Genomic DNA, 14,209 nt, shown 5'->3' on the forward strand with positions numbered 1-14,209 from the left:
AGCGATTCACTGAAACGCGATACTTGCTGACCACGTGTATTACGCACTCTTAGGTTTGGTTGCTGCGATCTGCACATTCGCGATCCTGCGCGACTGGAGACGCTGGCGTGATGTTTTCCATCCGACCATCTACTGCGTTCCGCAGTTGATGTTCCTTTACGTAGCATTGCCCCTTTACGGTCTTGCGACCGACGAGTTTGAATTCGTGTCGCGAGCTGGGTACTGGGATGAACTCGCCGACTTTCAATTCATTGCCGCGGTCATGTGCATGGCATTGATATTTGGAATACGGTGGGGCGCTCGCACGGTCGGTGGTCCGCCAATTTCCATTGGCGAGCAGGATGCAAGAGCGATTTTTGCCGTCGCAATTCTTTTTGGCATCTTGGGATTTGTCGCCTGGATTGTCGGAATCATAAATGTCGGCGGATTCGATGCCGCTTACGGACGCGCTTACGGGGGAGGGTGGGACGACAGCGGCTACGTCCGCGAGGCGGCGCAGTTTGGCCTCATTGCTGCACCACTTCTCGTCTTGTCACGTCGCAAAGGCGGAATGCGTCTCCAGCACTGGATACTTGTTTTTATCGCTCTGCTTCCACTTCTCGTGCAAGGCATTCTCGGCGCGCGCCGGGGACCGACTTTTCTTGCGATCACGGGACTGGCGGCGAGCTATGTCCTCACCTTTCGTCCGCGGATACCCTTCTGGCTTGCGTTTACGGCTGCTCTCCTGGTTGGCAGCTTGCTCCTATGGTTGGTTGCAAATCGCGACGCGATCTATTTGGGATCGGAGAAGGCACTGGATAGTCCCGCGTCGCGCATGCTCGAGAATTGGTCGGGTAATGAGTATCTGTTTTCCTCCGCCATCGTCCGATATGTGAACGAGACCGGAGAGGCGTTTTACGGCATGCGGGTTTTTGCCCATATGGCGGCGCGCGTCGTGCCCTCGGCGATTTGGCCAACGAAATATGCCGACGTCCTCGCAGCTGTTGGACTCGATATCGATCTGACGCAGGACGCCGGTATCCCGGTTGATAGAATTGCCACCGTCACGGGCTGTAAAGTTGCAGTCGGCGCCGCTCCCGGAATGGTTGGCGACTTCTGGATGGAATTCGGAATGTTCGCTCCCCTCGCCGTGTTCGCCATGGGAGCGCTCTACGGCAAGCTTTGGCGCGCGAGCCGGGCCGATGCCCGATTGCAGCCCGCGTACGCGATCTTCGCAGCGTTATCGATATACTTTCTCACGCAAACGATTGAGGCGTGGACGTTCAGAGCATTGCTTTTCGGCATACCGGCCGTGGTCGCCCTGCGGATTCTGGCGCATCGGAGAAGCCATGCGCGAGTTGCGAACCCAGTTTGGTACGCACATTCGCTCACGCAACGCCGCGGAGCGCGACATTGCGAATAGCGTTGCTTTTCCGAAGTTATGGGCCTTATCACTTGGCGCGCCTGAATGCCCTTAGGCAACGCCATTCGGTTCTCGCTCTCGAGTATTCTGATTTCGATGGCGACTACGGCTGGGACGAGCGTGAGAGGAAGCGCGATGCCGGGGTTATCGCGCTGTCTCAGACGAAAAGCGCCGCAGAGCCGCGAACGCGGGTCACGAAAAAGCTTGCCGCAGAACTGGAGCGTTTCCGGCCCGACGCGGTGGCCATTCCCGGATATTCGGAAGCGTTCGCCTTGGCGGCGCTGCGAATATGCAATGCCCTTGGAATACCGACTGTCCTGATGAGCGATAGCTACGCGGGAAGCGCCGGTGGGAAATTTGGCCGCGAGACGTTGAAAAGGCAGCTCATGCCTCTCTATCAGTCGGCATTCGTCGCCGGCTCGCCACATGCGGAGTATCTGTCGGCTCTCGGCTTTCCTGCGGAAAAAATCACGACGGGTTTCGACGTCGTTGACAATCGGCATTTCGCGAAACGCGACGCCACCGGAGATGTGTACACGAGGCAGAAGCGGCGCAACGTCCCGCAGGCCTACTTCTTTTGCTGCGCGCGATTTATCGCAAAGAAAAATTTGCCATTTCTCGTCGAGGCATTCGCGCGGTACCGCTGCAGGCAATTAAACGATGCTTGGGATCTTGTGCTCGCGGGTGACGGTCCATTGCGCCAGGGTATTGCCCGCCGGGCGTCGGAGCTTTCGGTTGAATCTAGCGTCCATATCCTGGGTCACAGGAGCTACGCCGACCTACCGGACCTTTATGCCTCGGCCGGTGCGTGCATCCTCCCAAGCATCACCGACGAATGGGGACTCGTCGTAAATGAGGCGATGGCCGCAGGCCTCCCGGTTCTGGTCTCAAAAGGCGCTGGCAGCCACCGGGATCTCGTCCAAAGCGGCGTGAACGGCTACGTGTTCGATCCGAAGAATGCCGATGAACTAGCCGGGTTGATGGTTATCATCGCAACATCCACTAAGCGAACCGAGATGGGAGCAGCAAGCCGTCGCATCATTGCGGGGTGGGACATCGATCGCTTCGCGGAAGGATTGACGAGAGCCGCTGAGATTGCGCGCGCTTCGCGATACGGCCAGCGCAGCCACATAGGCACCGCCGTCGCAACTGCGCTGTCACTGCGGATTTGAAGTCCGCTCGCAGATGAAAGTCATGCTCGTCACTGGCTGTCTTTCGCGGTCGGGTGGCGGCGTCGCCACCGTCGTGCAATGCCTCTCGCGAAGCCTGATTGCGAAGAAAGCGAAGGTGAACGTCGTCGGTTTGCAAGACAGCGGCTGGCATCATGATGCCAAGCAATGGGACGGTATCCGAACTATTCCGCTTCGCGTCGTGGGGCCTTCGACGATCGGCTACGCACCTGGAGCGCGCGGGTGTTTAGAGAGAGCGGGCGCCGACATTGCCCACACGCATGGCATCTGGAAATATCCCTCGAGCGTCGTCGCCCGATGGGGTGCTTCCACTGGGCGGCCGTACATAGTTTCACCTCACGGAATGCTGGACGCATGGGCCCTCAAGAATTCCGCCTGGAAGAAAAGAATAGCTGCGCAGCTTTACGAGAACGCACATCTTCGCGGCGCTTGGTGCTTCCACGCTCTCTGTGAAGCTGAGGCGCGGGCAATTCGCGAACTCGGCTTTCATCAGCCGATTTGCGTGATTCCGAATGGCATCGCTCAACCGCTTATCGAGATGCCGAGACCCGCACCCTGGCAAGCATTTGTGCCGCGGGAACATCGCGTAATGCTCTTTCTCGGGCGGCTCCATCGGAAAAAAAACTTGAGTGCACTCATCGAAGCATGGGCATCCGATGCAGCCGATCGAAATTGGGATCTCGCGATCGCAGGATGGGATGAGGGCGGACACGAACAAACGCTTCGCAAGCTCGTGAAGAGGCATGGCCTCGAAGAGCGCGTGCATTTTCTTGGTCCTCTGTTCGGCAGCGAGAAAGACGCGGCATTTCGCGCGGCGGATGCATTTGTGTTGCCATCACTGAGCGAGGGATTGCCGATCGCGGTTCTCGAGGCGTGGTCGTACGGACTTCCAGTGCTCAAAACGGACGCGTGTAACTTAGCGCAGGGCTTTCGCGAAAATGCAGCGTTTCGCCTTTCTCCCGAGCGGGATCGGATGACTTGCGAGATTCGTGACTTCATGCGGATGGGTCGGGAGGCTCAGCGACAGATGGGACATAACGGACAACGCCTCACCGAGCGGGACTTCTGCTGGAGCAGCGTCGCCGAACAACTTCTCCAAGTTTATAGATGGTTGTTAGACGGCGGAACGCCGCCCGCATGCGTCCGATGCTGAGGACGGGAAAGGGCGATGCGGCTTGACACCTATAACAATGGTGCATTCTCGCGAGGGAAGCCCGCTTGGTTCGAATGCATCTGGCTTCTCGCGCAATGGTTTTTGATCCGGTCGCAGATTCCCGGTTCAGTTCACCGCCGTATCATTTTGCGGGCCTTCGGGGCGCGCGTCGGAGGCAATGTAACGATCAAGCCCGGTCTCCGCGTGAAGTTCCCGTGGCGGTTGACGATTGGCGACCATTCTTGGCTCGGCGAGGACGTTTGGATCGATAATCTCGCCGAAGTCGCAATCGGCTCGCATTGCTGCATATCGCAGGGCGTTTATCTCTGTACCGGCAGCCACGATTGGTCGGCATCCAGCTTTGATTTTCGTGCAGCGCCAATAGTTGTCTGCGATAAAGCTTGGATCGCGGCGCGCGCGATTGTTGCGCCTGGAGTGACTGTCAGCGAAGGCAGCGTTCTTGCGTTGGGCAGTGTTGCAACGCGATCGACATTGCCGTGGACCATAAACGGCGGAAACCCCGCGAGCGTGATGAAGACGCGGCCTCAGCCGACATCTGCGAGCGCTTAAGCTCCGATCAACATGCATATAAGTGATGTCGAGGGCCGCCGTTGCGCATAATTTTCATGAATCGCTTTTTCTATCCGGATTATTCGGCCACAAGCCAGATGCTGACGGATCTCACGTTCGGCCTTGCGGAGCGCGGCGCGGAGGTCAGCGTGATCACGAGCCGCCTTCTATATGAAGATGCCAGGGCGGCCCTGCCGACACGTGAGAGGGTGAGGGGCGTCGATATCGAACGTGTCTGGACCTCGCGGTACGGCCGCACAGGCCTCGTGTTTCGCTTGATCGACTATTTGACGTTCTATTTTTCAGCAGCGTTGACGCTGGCACGCTCGGCGCGCCGAGGTGACATCGTTGTTGCGATGACGGATCCGCCCGCACTTTCGATTCTGGCATTGGTCCTTGCGTGGTCGCGAGGCGCTCACCTCGTCAATTGGCTCCAGGATGTCTTTCCCGAGGTCGCGGAAGCACTCCAGCTCGCGGGCAAGCGTTCGCCTCTGCTGTTCCGCCCGTTGCGCCTCCTGCGGGATCTCTCGCTTCGCCGAGCTTCGATGAACGTCGCGATCGGTTCGTTGATGGCGGAACGTCTTTTGCAATTGGGTGTGACGCAAGATCGAATGATTATGATTCCGAACTGGGCGGATACGAACGCCATTCGCCCCGTACCTCCGATGAGCAATCGCCTGCGGTCCGATTGGGGTCTCTCGGAGAAGTTCGTTGTTGCGTATTCCGGCAATCTGGGTCGAGCGCACGGCATCGAGACTTTGGTCGATGCAATGACGATAACCGGTCAAAACGGCGAGCCGGAAATCCACTGGCTGTTCGTTGGCGGCGGTGTAGGCCTCGAGCAGTTGAAACGCGCGGCCGAAGAGCTAGGTATCGCCAACCTCACATTCCGTCCTTATCAGCCGCGCGAAAATCTCAGCCAAAGCCTGTCGGTGGCGGACGTCCACGTTGTGCTATTGAGGCCCGCGCTTGAGGGCCTTATCGTACCGAGCAAATTCTACGGGATCGCCGCCGCGGGACGCCCCATCATTTTTGTCGGTGCCGCTGACGGAGAGATTGCGCGTCTGATAATGCAATACGGATGCGGCGCAACGATCGCATCCGGCGATGGTATCGGTCTCGCTGAAACCCTTTCGACAATGGCAAAAAACACGGTGCACTGTCGCCGCCAGGGCGAGCGCGCCAGAGGCATGTGCGAGGAGAATTTCAGCAAAGAACAGGCCATCTCCGCCTGGAATGAACTTCTCGAGAGAGTTGAACGGCCGCGAGCGATAAGCCGCTCGAATGAATGCTGTGCTGAACCAACTCTCGAGTGAACAACGCTACACGACTGACAGTAGGTCGCTGGAGATCTTGACTCTGACCGGCCTGTTGAGAAAATCCATCAAGACAACGAGGCGATCATTCTCAGCAAGATCGATGATCTTTCCGGCGAGGCCATCGAACGCGCCACGGCCGACTCGCACGGTCTCTCCGAGTTGAGGAGATGAGACGGAGCGCGCAATAACCCCGTCTTTCTCGCGCGCCTTCAGGTCGTCGATGAGCTGAACAGGAAGGATGCACGGGACATCGCGCGTGCAGACGACCGATCGAACTCCGACGGTCGAAAGAATGGGCCGCCACCGGCTTTGCGTGTCGTTCAATCGCACGAATAGGTAGCCGGGAAACAGAGGGCGAAGAACGTCACTGACGCGCCGCGCGTGTCGGATCTGCTTTCGGATCACCGGCCCATAGACTTCGTATCCCTGGTTTCGAAGATTTTGCTCTGCCGAGCGCTCTCGGTTGGGATGCGTATTCACCGCTATCCAGATTGCGAGCGAGCCTTGCTGGGAAACGAAGCAGTTCATAGGTCCTCCCGGGATTGATCCGAAAGAACTAACACTAGGCGCGCGCAGCGGCTACCAAACGGCCGCCTCAATCCACAGATTCGCTGCGCGGAGCCGCTTGTTGACATGAGCAATAGGAACTAGTCATCGGAGTGCGCTTCGTTTTTTGAACCAGATCGCTGGCGGAGTTCTCTGGATGCACCGTCTTGTGTTGCTAGCCGTTGATGTTGCGTTGATCGTTATGTCGACACTCCTGGCAATCGTTCTGTGCGGCCCCCAGTCGCCACTTCCGGCGATCGCGAACATAGGGCTCTATCCCCTGATCACGATAGGTGTTGCGATCCCGGTCCTCTGGATATTCGGACTCAATCGCACCGTATGGCGGTTCACTTCGCTGAATGACTGCTGGCTGGTTCTGGCGGCAGCAGTGTGGATCGTGGTCTTTTCCATTGCGGGAAATTTTGCCTTTGACGGCGTCCAGGGCATACCCGGTTCGTTGCCGGTGATGCAGGGGCTTCTCATTCTTTGCATGCTCGTCGGTGTGCGGGCGGCGATGCGCCTGCGCCACTCGGTGAGACGCCGAGGACGAATGGCGAGAGCGCTCTTTCGCGACGAACGCGAAAACGTTCTGCTCGTTGGTCTCAATCCAATCGCAGATCTTTTCCTGCGTTGTGCCGCGGAAAATGCCCGCGAACATATTCATATTGCCGGCATTCTTTCGAATGCCGAGCGGCATCACGGACGATCCCTTCGCTCGTGCAAGATCCTCGGACCGCCTGAGGCAGCGGAAGAGGTTCTTCATGAACTGTCGGTTCACGGTATCCGCATCGACCGCATCGTGCTTGCAATGCCTCACGCTCATTTATCTCGAAGCGCACAGGAGGCGCTGGCTGAGATCGAAAGAACAGGGGCCATTCGCGTGGATCAGCTATCGGCTCAGTATGGCTTGAGTGAATTGATGTTCGACAGCGCCGCTCGGGTAAGAGTTGCCGGCTCGGAGCCGTCCGTAATCGCTGCATCTCCGCTCTCCAGCGGCGAACTGCCGGCAAGTTCCTACCTGCGATGGAAGCGTTTGATCGACGCGACGACAGCTGGGATCGGCATCGTTTGTTTGGTGCCGTTGATGCTGATCATCGGCGCGATCGTCTTGCTGGACGTTGGATACCCGCTGATATTCTGGCAGCAGCGGCCAGGCGCTTTGGGACGGCCGATACGGGTGCTGAAGTTTCGGACCATGAGGCGCGCGCGCGACCGAAGCGGCCGCAATCTGACCGATGCCGAACGTGTCTCTAAAGTCGGAAAACTTCTGCGCCGACTTCGCCTCGATGAGCTCCCGCAAGTCTACAACGTGCTGCTCGGACACATGTCGCTCGTCGGGCCCCGGCCTCTTTTGCCGGTCGATCAGCCGTCATTTTCTGCGGCGCGCCTGCGTCTCCGGCCGGGGCTGACGGGCTGGGCTCAAATCAACGGAGGACGTCATCTCTCTGCTGAAGATAAAGCTGCTCTGGACCTTTGGTACATCAGGAATGCGTCTTTCGCCCTCGACATGCTGATCCTGCTCAATACCGCCAAAACGGTGCTCTTCGGCGAAAGGATCGACCACCGAGCGATCGAGGAGGCATGGCGCGACCTGAGGTCTTAAGCCCCAACGCTCTAGACTTAAGTCTCAATTCGGAACTGGATTGCGGTCGCAAAGTTAAGGCGGGAGCTGATCAACCAAACCGGTGGAAAACGATAGATAGTGTGCGGATTGACTTCTGAAGCAATTGGACACAATCGAAGAAATGAGGTAGAGCATATAGGCTTTTTTATTCGTAATGTTCACGTTGGCAATTTTCCAGCCGCTACTTCTAATCCTTCTTCGATCGATTTCTAAACTCGCGCCCTGTTTTCGGCGAGCCTTTTGACGTTTTTTGTTGTGTGGAGTTTGAGCATGTTACGACCAGATTCCGACCATTTCGGTAGCACGATCCTCGTGCGAAAAGTCCCCGCCCCACATCGCGAATTGGGCAAGGTTCGCAGTCTCGCACGTGACGAAGTCCTTTTTGAGTCCGGTGATCTAAAAGCGAGCGTCTACCGTGTCGAAACCGGTGCGCTTTGCATCTACCGCACGCGGCCCGACGGAGCGTCGGAGATCGTCGAATATGCGCTCGCGGGCGATCTCGTCGGCATGGGCTTTTTGGAACGCCATGCCGTCAACGCGCGAGCTTCCGTGAATTGCAGCGTTCGTTGTTTTCCGCTGGATACAGTCGACAAGCTCATCGCCAACGATACCCATAACAAAGCGAGATTTGACGAAGCGGTGGAGCGCGAGTTCATCTTTCGCCGCGATAGTCTCGCCAAGTCGTCGAGCCAACAGCCGGCGGTGCGCCTCGCTTCATTCTTGACGGCCGTTTCGCAGCGTAGCCGCGAAGAGGGAGGCGATCCGACGTTCATCGACGATAGCGTCAACTGCGGAGTCATAGCCGATTTTCTCGGCATTACGATCGAGGAGCTGGCGCTCGCCCTCACGCAGCTCGAAACGTGCGGAATGATCGAAACGGCGCCCTCGCACGGATTGAGACTTAAGGATCTAGAGGGTTTGAAATCTGTCGCGGATGACGCTGCGAGAACGCCGCCCTGGGTCGCGTCGAATGGCGCCGTGCTGGACGCGCTGCAGTAAGCTCAGAAATGTTCTCTAATCTCCGCTGATCCTTTTGCCAGGCGATAATCTTGATCGCCTGGTCGGCAGTCGCGCCGCATATTCCACCAGATATTGACGGCAAAGGGCGCGCGTCCCAGTGGCAAACCCGGGCGACGCTATCGCATTGCTCCTGCGTGGTTTTCTCGCCTTGACGCGCTGCTGATATTCAAGCCTCTCATTGTCTCCCCCGATGGAGAACACCGACATTATGAGCGTCCTCTCGTTTGCCGCGATCAACAAGCAGCTCTCGCTCTCGCGCCGGCTGTTTCTCGGTGGGTCGCTCGCTGCGGCAGCGCTCCCCGCGACGGCAAGTGCCGAGGAGGCCCCGCCAGCCAGCGCTCTCAAGGCCCGCCAGCTCCCTGCTCGCAGCCTGCCAGTGCCGGGAACGGTCAGCGAGGGGCTGCAAGCCGTCATCGCCGCCCCCTATCCGCCGGGATGGAACGCGCTTCCAGAAGACTCTGCAACGTGGAAAGACCTCGCAGCCAAGAGCGCGGCAGGCGCGGCGCCGGCAATCGCGGCCATTCGCGAGCATTTCGGTCTGACCGTAGATCAGACCACGATGGGCGGAGTGCCCGTCTTCGTCATCACGCCGCAAGATATCGCGCCGGAAAATCGCAACCGACTCCTCGTCCACATCCACGGCGGCGGCTACGTCCTCTTTCCCGGTGAGGCTGGAGCCGGCGAAGGAATGCTGATGGCCGGTTACGCCAGATGCAAAGTCGTCTCGATCGATTATCGAATGGCGCCGGATTATCCATATCCCGCCGCCCTTAATGATGTGATGGCCGTATGGGGCGTGCTGCTGGCCGCCTACGATCCGAGCAAGATGGGGATATTCGGAACCTCGGCCGGTGGCGCGCTAACGTTGTGCGCCATTCATCGGGCGAAGGCCGAAGGTATCGCCCTTCCCGGAGCCATCGCACCTGGCAGCCCGTTGGCGGATCTCACCTGGTCGGGAGATTCGATCATGGCGAATGCCTATGTCGATAATGCCCTGGTCTCCCGCCGCAGCTGGGCAAACGCCGCAAGCACGCTCTACGCCGGGCAGAACGATCCGCGCGATCCGCTGCTCTCGCCCATCTTCGGCGATTTTTCAGGCTTTCCGCCCGCTATCCTCACGTCGGGAACGCGCGATCTTCTATTGAGCGATACGGTGCGCACGCATCAAAAGCTTCGCAAGGCTGGCGTCACTGCGGCTTTGCAGGTCTTGGAAGGCCAAAGCCACGGACAATATCTCTCACCATTCCTGCCCGAGACCGACGAGGCATTCGGAGAAATAGCCAAATTCTTCAGTGATCATCTCGCCTCCTAATATTGGGGGTACAAAGACGATTTCGATGGATCGAAATAAAATCGTCGCAGTCCCTAATCGCCGTTTACTGCGCTCATGCCAACAACGAGCATAAAGGCCGCGTGCAAACTAATTTTTGAATGCACGCAATTTTAAGCAAAACAGCTCCATTATCGACCTCGCCGGCGAGACATCGCAAAACCAATTTGCCAAGCGAGGATCATCTCCAATGTCATACATGCGCAATATGCTTGCAATTGTCCTGACGGGACTTGCATTCCACGTCGACGTAATTTCCACCTTCGCTGAAGATGCCCCGCCGTCGATTTCCGATGCCGCGTTTGCGCGTGAGCGAAACGCCGAGATCGATGCCTCAGTGGCGCGCGTCGAAGCTCAGCAGGGCGCCGAATTCGAGCGCGCTCGGAATGCCGAAATTGAAACGGCGTTTGCTGCATACCAGCAAGCTAAGTTCGAGCACGAACGCAACGACGAGATCAACGCATCTTTGGCAGCGGTTCGAGATCGGCGTGTGCGGGAAGCGCAGGACATCGCGGAAGCAGAATTCGAGCGGCAGCAAAACGCGGAGGCCGACGCATCGATGGCTCGCGTTGCGGCTGTTCAGGCTGATGAATTCGAAATGGACCGCAATCGTGAAATCAACCTCGCCATGGCTGCCTACCAGGACGCTCGATTTGCCGATGAGCGAAATGCGGAGATAGAAGCGTCATTGGCCGCAGTTGAGACATCGCGCCGGGAGGCGGAATTCGTCGCCGCGCGAAATGCGGAAATCGAAATCTCGCTGTCCGAGGTCAAGTCTCGCCAGCATTCCATTGAGACAGGAAGCATCGAGCGCCAATAATCGGCATTCGACCGCTATTCGAAATCAATACGTATTCGAGACGGGCGCGACCGGCTAACTTCTCAGATCCCCATCATCGACATGATGCGTTCGACCGCGAGCGTCGGCAATAGCGTGCCGTTGCGGACGGAGGCCTCGATAGTCGGAAGCTCCGCCGCCACCCGCGGATTGGCCCTGAGGGCACCCATCAGGCGGTCTTCAAGCATATCGCGCATCCACGACACGGCTTGAGATTGTCGCCGGGCTGCAAACTCGCCCGTCGCCGTCATCTTTTCGCGATGCTCGAGAACCTTTGCCCAAAGTTCCTTCAGACCGCGATTGTCTCGGCCCGATACGGTCAAGACCGGAGGAAACCACGTCGCGCCATGCGGCGTGAAAATCTGCAGCGCGTTATGGTATTCCCCCGCCGCGCTTTGGGCGCGCTTGATGTTATCGCCGTCCGCCTTGTTGATGGCGATCATATCGGCAAGCTCGATGATGCCTTTCTTGATGCCCTGCAAATCATCGCCGCCGCCCGAGAGCAGAAGCACCAGGAAGAAATCGACCATATCCGCGACGGCAACCTCGGACTGACCGACGCCGACCGTTTCGACGATGACGACATCGAAGCCGGCCGCTTCAACGAGCGCCATGGTTTCGCGCGTGCGTCGCGTCACGCCGCCGAGCGTACCCGACGACGGCGAAGGCCTGATGAAGGCATTCTTCTCCTGCGCGAGCGAGCTCATGCGCGTCTTGTCGCCGAGGATCGAGCCGCCTGAGCGTTTGGAGGTCGGATCAATGGCAAGGACGGCCACCAGATGCCCATCGGCGAGAAGATTCATCCCGAGCTGATCGATCGTCGTCGATTTGCCAACGCCAGGAACGCCGGTGATGCCGAGCCGAACGGCTTTCCCCGTCTTCGGCAGCAGCTCCTGCAAAACCTGTTGTGCGAGGCGGCCGTGATCCGGGTTTGAGCTTTCCACGAGCGTGATGGCGCGAGCGAGCAGCGCGCGGTCGCCATTGGCGATACCGGAAACGTAGTCGGCAACGGAAATTCTGTGGGCGGGGAGGGCTGTAACGGCCATGGGTGAGAAGCTGAATCCTGTTCGTTCATCTGCCGTGACGATGGGCAGGAAAGAGGTCATCCCGCAAGCCGGGAATTCGACGCTATCCGCCGTCACAATCTCCTGCCATAGAGCCGGTTGCTTGGCGCACTCAAGCTGCCTAGCTTGAGCGCGGGCCGCGTCCTAGGGGAGGGTAGCGTGATTTGGGCAACTGAAGGCTGGCGTAGACCGGCACGCAGGACGGGATTGGGGCTGGCGATACTTGCAGCGTGCGGATTGCTCGCGGCGTGTAGCGAAACCCCGAAAATCGGCAAATCTGCAGAAGAACAGTCTCGCCAGATCGAGGCTCCATTGCCGCCCTCTTCGCCACAAGCCAACGCGCCCGCGTGGCCGGAAGTCGCGCCACCCCCAGAAGCTGATCAGCAAAGGGAAGAGGCGAGAAAGCGGGAGTTCGAGCAGCAGGAAAGGTCCGCTGCCCAGCGGTCGCAGGATGAACAGCCGAACGAGCCGACGGACAACAAGGAAGCCGCCGGCGGCGGCGCTGCTCCGCCTCCCCCACCGGAAGAGCCCAAAGCGGCCGGCGCTGCTCCCCCTCCCTCCGAAGAGCCTAAAGCGGCTGACTCGGCCTCACCTCCGCAATCCGAAGAGCCTGCCGGCGGGGCAGCGCCCCCCGAACCCTCGCCCGAGATCACCACAGCAGAGCCGCCGGGAGCCGGGCCTCATCAAGACTACGCGCCGCCCCCACCATCGGCGGAGCCGCGCATTCCTCCGATGGCGGCGCCAGCCCCTGTCCTGCCGCCGCCCGCGGCGCCGTCGGTCGCAGCTCGCGCTGCCATCGAAAGCGATCCGTCAAATAAGTTCAAAGTCGTTCCGGTCTTCTATGGGACGGATCGCGCAGTCGAACCCGACCCCGCGAGATTGCAATTCGGTTCCGAGCGAGGCCACCGGCTGCAGCTCGGGCGCGCGTTGATCACCGTGCCGCTCAGCCACGAGGTTCCGCACATCGAGCGGCCAAAGCTCTTCGAGATCCCGTATTTCAAATACAAGATTTACGAAGAGAAAGAGGATCCGAACAAGCATTTCACGCTGCAGGAAATAAAGAGCCTCAGCGAAGATCAGATGCTGGCGCTCGTCAAAGAACAATTGGCAAAGTCCTCGACTTTCAAGGATCACGCCTTCGTCTTCGTGCACGGCTTCAACACGTCTTTTGACTGTGCGCTCTATCGGACCGCGCAGATCGCTTACGATCTCGGCTTCGATGGCGTGCCGTTTGTCTACAGCTGGCCGTCCGGAGGCAAGGTCGCGAGCTACACCTACGATCACGGCAGCGTCGAGCAGGCCGAGCCGATGCTTGCGGACTTCCTCAAAATCGTCATCCAGAAGAGCGGCGCGAAATCCATCAGTCTCATCGCCCATTCGATGGGTAACGAGCTATTGCTCCGCGTGCTCGAAAGGTTGAGGCCCAAGATCCCCGAAGGCGTCGTGATCAGTCAGGTCATTCTCGCGGCGCCCGACGTCGACCGCGATAAGTTCAACATCATCGCGCGCGAGATCACGAACTTCGCCAAGGGCGTGACCCTCTATGCCGCTTCGAACGATCGGGCACTCGGATATTCCGCGCGGTTCTGGGGTGGCGTGCCGCGTGCGGGAGACATTCCCAAGGACGGGCCGCTGATCATACCGGGCGTCGACACTATCGACGTCACCGCTGTCTCGACGGATGCGCTGGGTCTCAACCACTCGGGCTACGCGGAAAATCCAGCGTTGCTCGACGACGTCAAAGCGCTCGTGAAATTCGGCATTCGCCCGCCCGATAAGCGCGTGAAAAGCATTTTGACCGTCGAGTCGACCGCGGGAACGTTCTGGCGGTTTCAGGCAACCAACTGAAGCGGTAGCCTCGTCAGCCGGTCATACCCGTTCGGCGTTTAAGTATATCCAAAGCGCGGGGAGAACGTTCCGCTTCTCGCTCTTTGCTGCGGCGACTACGTTCCTCCTCGGCATAGACGCGTTTCGTCTCCCGATCCGCACGCTCCGAGCGCCTGCGCTCTGAAAGGGTCATGCCATAAAACAACAGGGCGCCGAGAACGATCGGCGCGCCGATGACTGACAGGACCAAAAGAAATTCGCTCAAATATTCCTGCACGGCGAAATCTCCGCTCTATTGCCGAAAAACTGCGCAGAAATCGCAAAGT

At 58.8% G+C, this 14,209-nt stretch carries 13 protein-coding genes; 10 read left to right on the top strand and 3 right to left on the bottom strand.

The genetic code is table 11. From position 1 onward, the window contains the following. Window positions 1–34 precede the first annotated feature (34 nt). Genes G359_RS06440 through G359_RS06460 form a run of 5 tightly spaced genes read left to right on the top strand, consistent with a single transcriptional unit; the run spans window position 35 to window position 5,631 of the window. Entirely contained in the window at window positions 35–1,402 is a 1,368-nt protein-coding gene (locus tag G359_RS06440) for a hypothetical protein (RefSeq protein ID WP_045835451.1), read from the top strand. Next, a complete protein-coding gene (locus G359_RS06445) occupies window positions 1,393–2,574 on the top strand; it encodes a glycosyltransferase family 4 protein (RefSeq protein ID WP_245279949.1) in 1,182 nt (393 codons plus the stop codon). The genes G359_RS06440 and G359_RS06445 overlap by 10 nt, the downstream gene beginning before the upstream one ends. A 13-nt stretch (window positions 2,575–2,587) precedes the next feature. Continuing rightward, complete coding sequence (locus G359_RS06450; RefSeq protein WP_045835453.1) at window positions 2,588–3,745, top strand: glycosyltransferase; 1,158 nt, start codon at window positions 2,588–2,590, stop codon at window positions 3,743–3,745. A 15-nt stretch (window positions 3,746–3,760) separates the two neighbouring features. Further along, on the top strand, window positions 3,761–4,315 hold the full coding sequence (locus tag G359_RS06455) for a WcaF family extracellular polysaccharide biosynthesis acetyltransferase (RefSeq protein ID WP_045835454.1): 555 nt from the start codon (window positions 3,761–3,763) through the stop codon (window positions 4,313–4,315). A gap of 56 nt (window positions 4,316–4,371) precedes the next feature. Next, window positions 4,372–5,631, top strand: coding sequence for a glycosyltransferase family 4 protein (locus G359_RS06460; RefSeq protein WP_197077537.1), 1,260 nt, complete (start codon window positions 4,372–4,374; stop codon window positions 5,629–5,631). 6 nt (window positions 5,632–5,637) lie between these two features. On the opposite strand, the gene G359_RS06465 is transcribed toward G359_RS06460, so the two are convergent. Then, complete coding sequence (locus tag G359_RS06465; RefSeq protein ID WP_045835456.1) at window positions 5,638–6,162, bottom strand: transcription termination/antitermination protein NusG; 525 nt, start codon at window positions 6,160–6,162, stop codon at window positions 5,638–5,640. A 175-nt stretch (window positions 6,163–6,337) separates the two neighbouring features. On the opposite strand from G359_RS06465, the gene G359_RS20350 reads away from it, so the two are divergent. From G359_RS20350 to G359_RS06490, 4 genes are all read left to right on the top strand, one after another. Continuing rightward, window positions 6,338–7,783 (top strand): sugar transferase, encoded by a 1,446-nt coding sequence (locus G359_RS20350; protein WP_156150687.1) that lies wholly within the window; start codon window positions 6,338–6,340, stop codon window positions 7,781–7,783. A gap of 291 nt (window positions 7,784–8,074) precedes the next feature. Next, window positions 8,075–8,803, top strand: a complete 729-nt coding sequence (locus tag G359_RS06480; RefSeq protein ID WP_082072833.1) for a Crp/Fnr family transcriptional regulator — start codon at window positions 8,075–8,077, stop codon at window positions 8,801–8,803. A gap of 229 nt (window positions 8,804–9,032) precedes the next feature. Beyond that, window positions 9,033–10,136 carry an alpha/beta hydrolase gene (locus G359_RS06485; protein ID WP_045837737.1) on the top strand — a complete coding sequence of 368 codons (1,104 nt, stop codon included), beginning with the start codon at window positions 9,033–9,035 and terminating at the stop codon, window positions 10,134–10,136. Between the two features lie 208 nt (window positions 10,137–10,344). Next, window positions 10,345–10,974 carry a hypothetical protein gene (locus tag G359_RS06490; protein WP_045835458.1) on the top strand — a complete coding sequence of 210 codons (630 nt, stop codon included), beginning with the start codon at window positions 10,345–10,347 and terminating at the stop codon, window positions 10,972–10,974. A gap of 62 nt (window positions 10,975–11,036) precedes the next feature. Here the strand turns inward: G359_RS06490 and meaB are convergent, their stop codons facing one another. Next, on the bottom strand, window positions 11,037–12,038 hold the full coding sequence (meaB, locus tag G359_RS06495) for a methylmalonyl Co-A mutase-associated GTPase MeaB (protein ID WP_045837738.1): 1,002 nt from the start codon (window positions 12,036–12,038) through the stop codon (window positions 11,037–11,039). 177 nt (window positions 12,039–12,215) lie between these two features. Here meaB and G359_RS06500 point away from each other — a divergent pair, with 177 nt between their 5' ends. Next, window positions 12,216–13,904 carry an alpha/beta hydrolase gene (locus G359_RS06500; protein ID WP_045835459.1) on the top strand — a complete coding sequence of 563 codons (1,689 nt, stop codon included), beginning with the start codon at window positions 12,216–12,218 and terminating at the stop codon, window positions 13,902–13,904. A gap of 13 nt (window positions 13,905–13,917) precedes the next feature. Here G359_RS06500 and G359_RS06505 read toward each other — a convergent pair whose 3' ends face one another. After that, window positions 13,918–14,160 carry a hypothetical protein gene (locus G359_RS06505; RefSeq protein WP_045835460.1) on the bottom strand — a complete coding sequence of 81 codons (243 nt, stop codon included), beginning with the start codon at window positions 14,158–14,160 and terminating at the stop codon, window positions 13,918–13,920. Window positions 14,161–14,209 lie beyond the last annotated feature (49 nt).

Origin of the sequence: Hyphomicrobium sp. 99 (genome assembly GCF_000384335.2) — a bacterium.
In the GTDB taxonomy this organism is placed as follows: Bacteria; Pseudomonadota; Alphaproteobacteria; order Rhizobiales; family Hyphomicrobiaceae; genus Hyphomicrobium_B.

Coding starts and splice junctions, on each gene's coding strand:
- G359_RS20350 (WP_156150687.1), top strand. CDS start 6,338: ATGCACCGTCTTGTGTTGCTAGCCGTTGATGTTGCGTTGATCGTTATG.
- G359_RS06480 (WP_082072833.1), top strand. CDS start 8,075: ATGTTACGACCAGATTCCGACCATTTCGGTAGCACGATCCTCGTGCGA.
- G359_RS06455 (WP_045835454.1), top strand. CDS start 3,761: ATGCGGCTTGACACCTATAACAATGGTGCATTCTCGCGAGGGAAGCCC.
- G359_RS06460 (WP_197077537.1), top strand. CDS start 4,372: ATGAATCGCTTTTTCTATCCGGATTATTCGGCCACAAGCCAGATGCTG.
- G359_RS06485 (WP_045837737.1), top strand. CDS start 9,033: ATGAGCGTCCTCTCGTTTGCCGCGATCAACAAGCAGCTCTCGCTCTCG.
- G359_RS06490 (WP_045835458.1), top strand. CDS start 10,345: ATGTCATACATGCGCAATATGCTTGCAATTGTCCTGACGGGACTTGCA.
- G359_RS06450 (WP_045835453.1), top strand. CDS start 2,588: ATGAAAGTCATGCTCGTCACTGGCTGTCTTTCGCGGTCGGGTGGCGGC.
- G359_RS06465 (WP_045835456.1), bottom strand. CDS start 6,162: ATGAACTGCTTCGTTTCCCAGCAAGGCTCGCTCGCAATCTGGATAGCG.
- meaB (WP_045837738.1), bottom strand. CDS start 12,038: ATGGCCGTTACAGCCCTCCCCGCCCACAGAATTTCCGTTGCCGACTAC.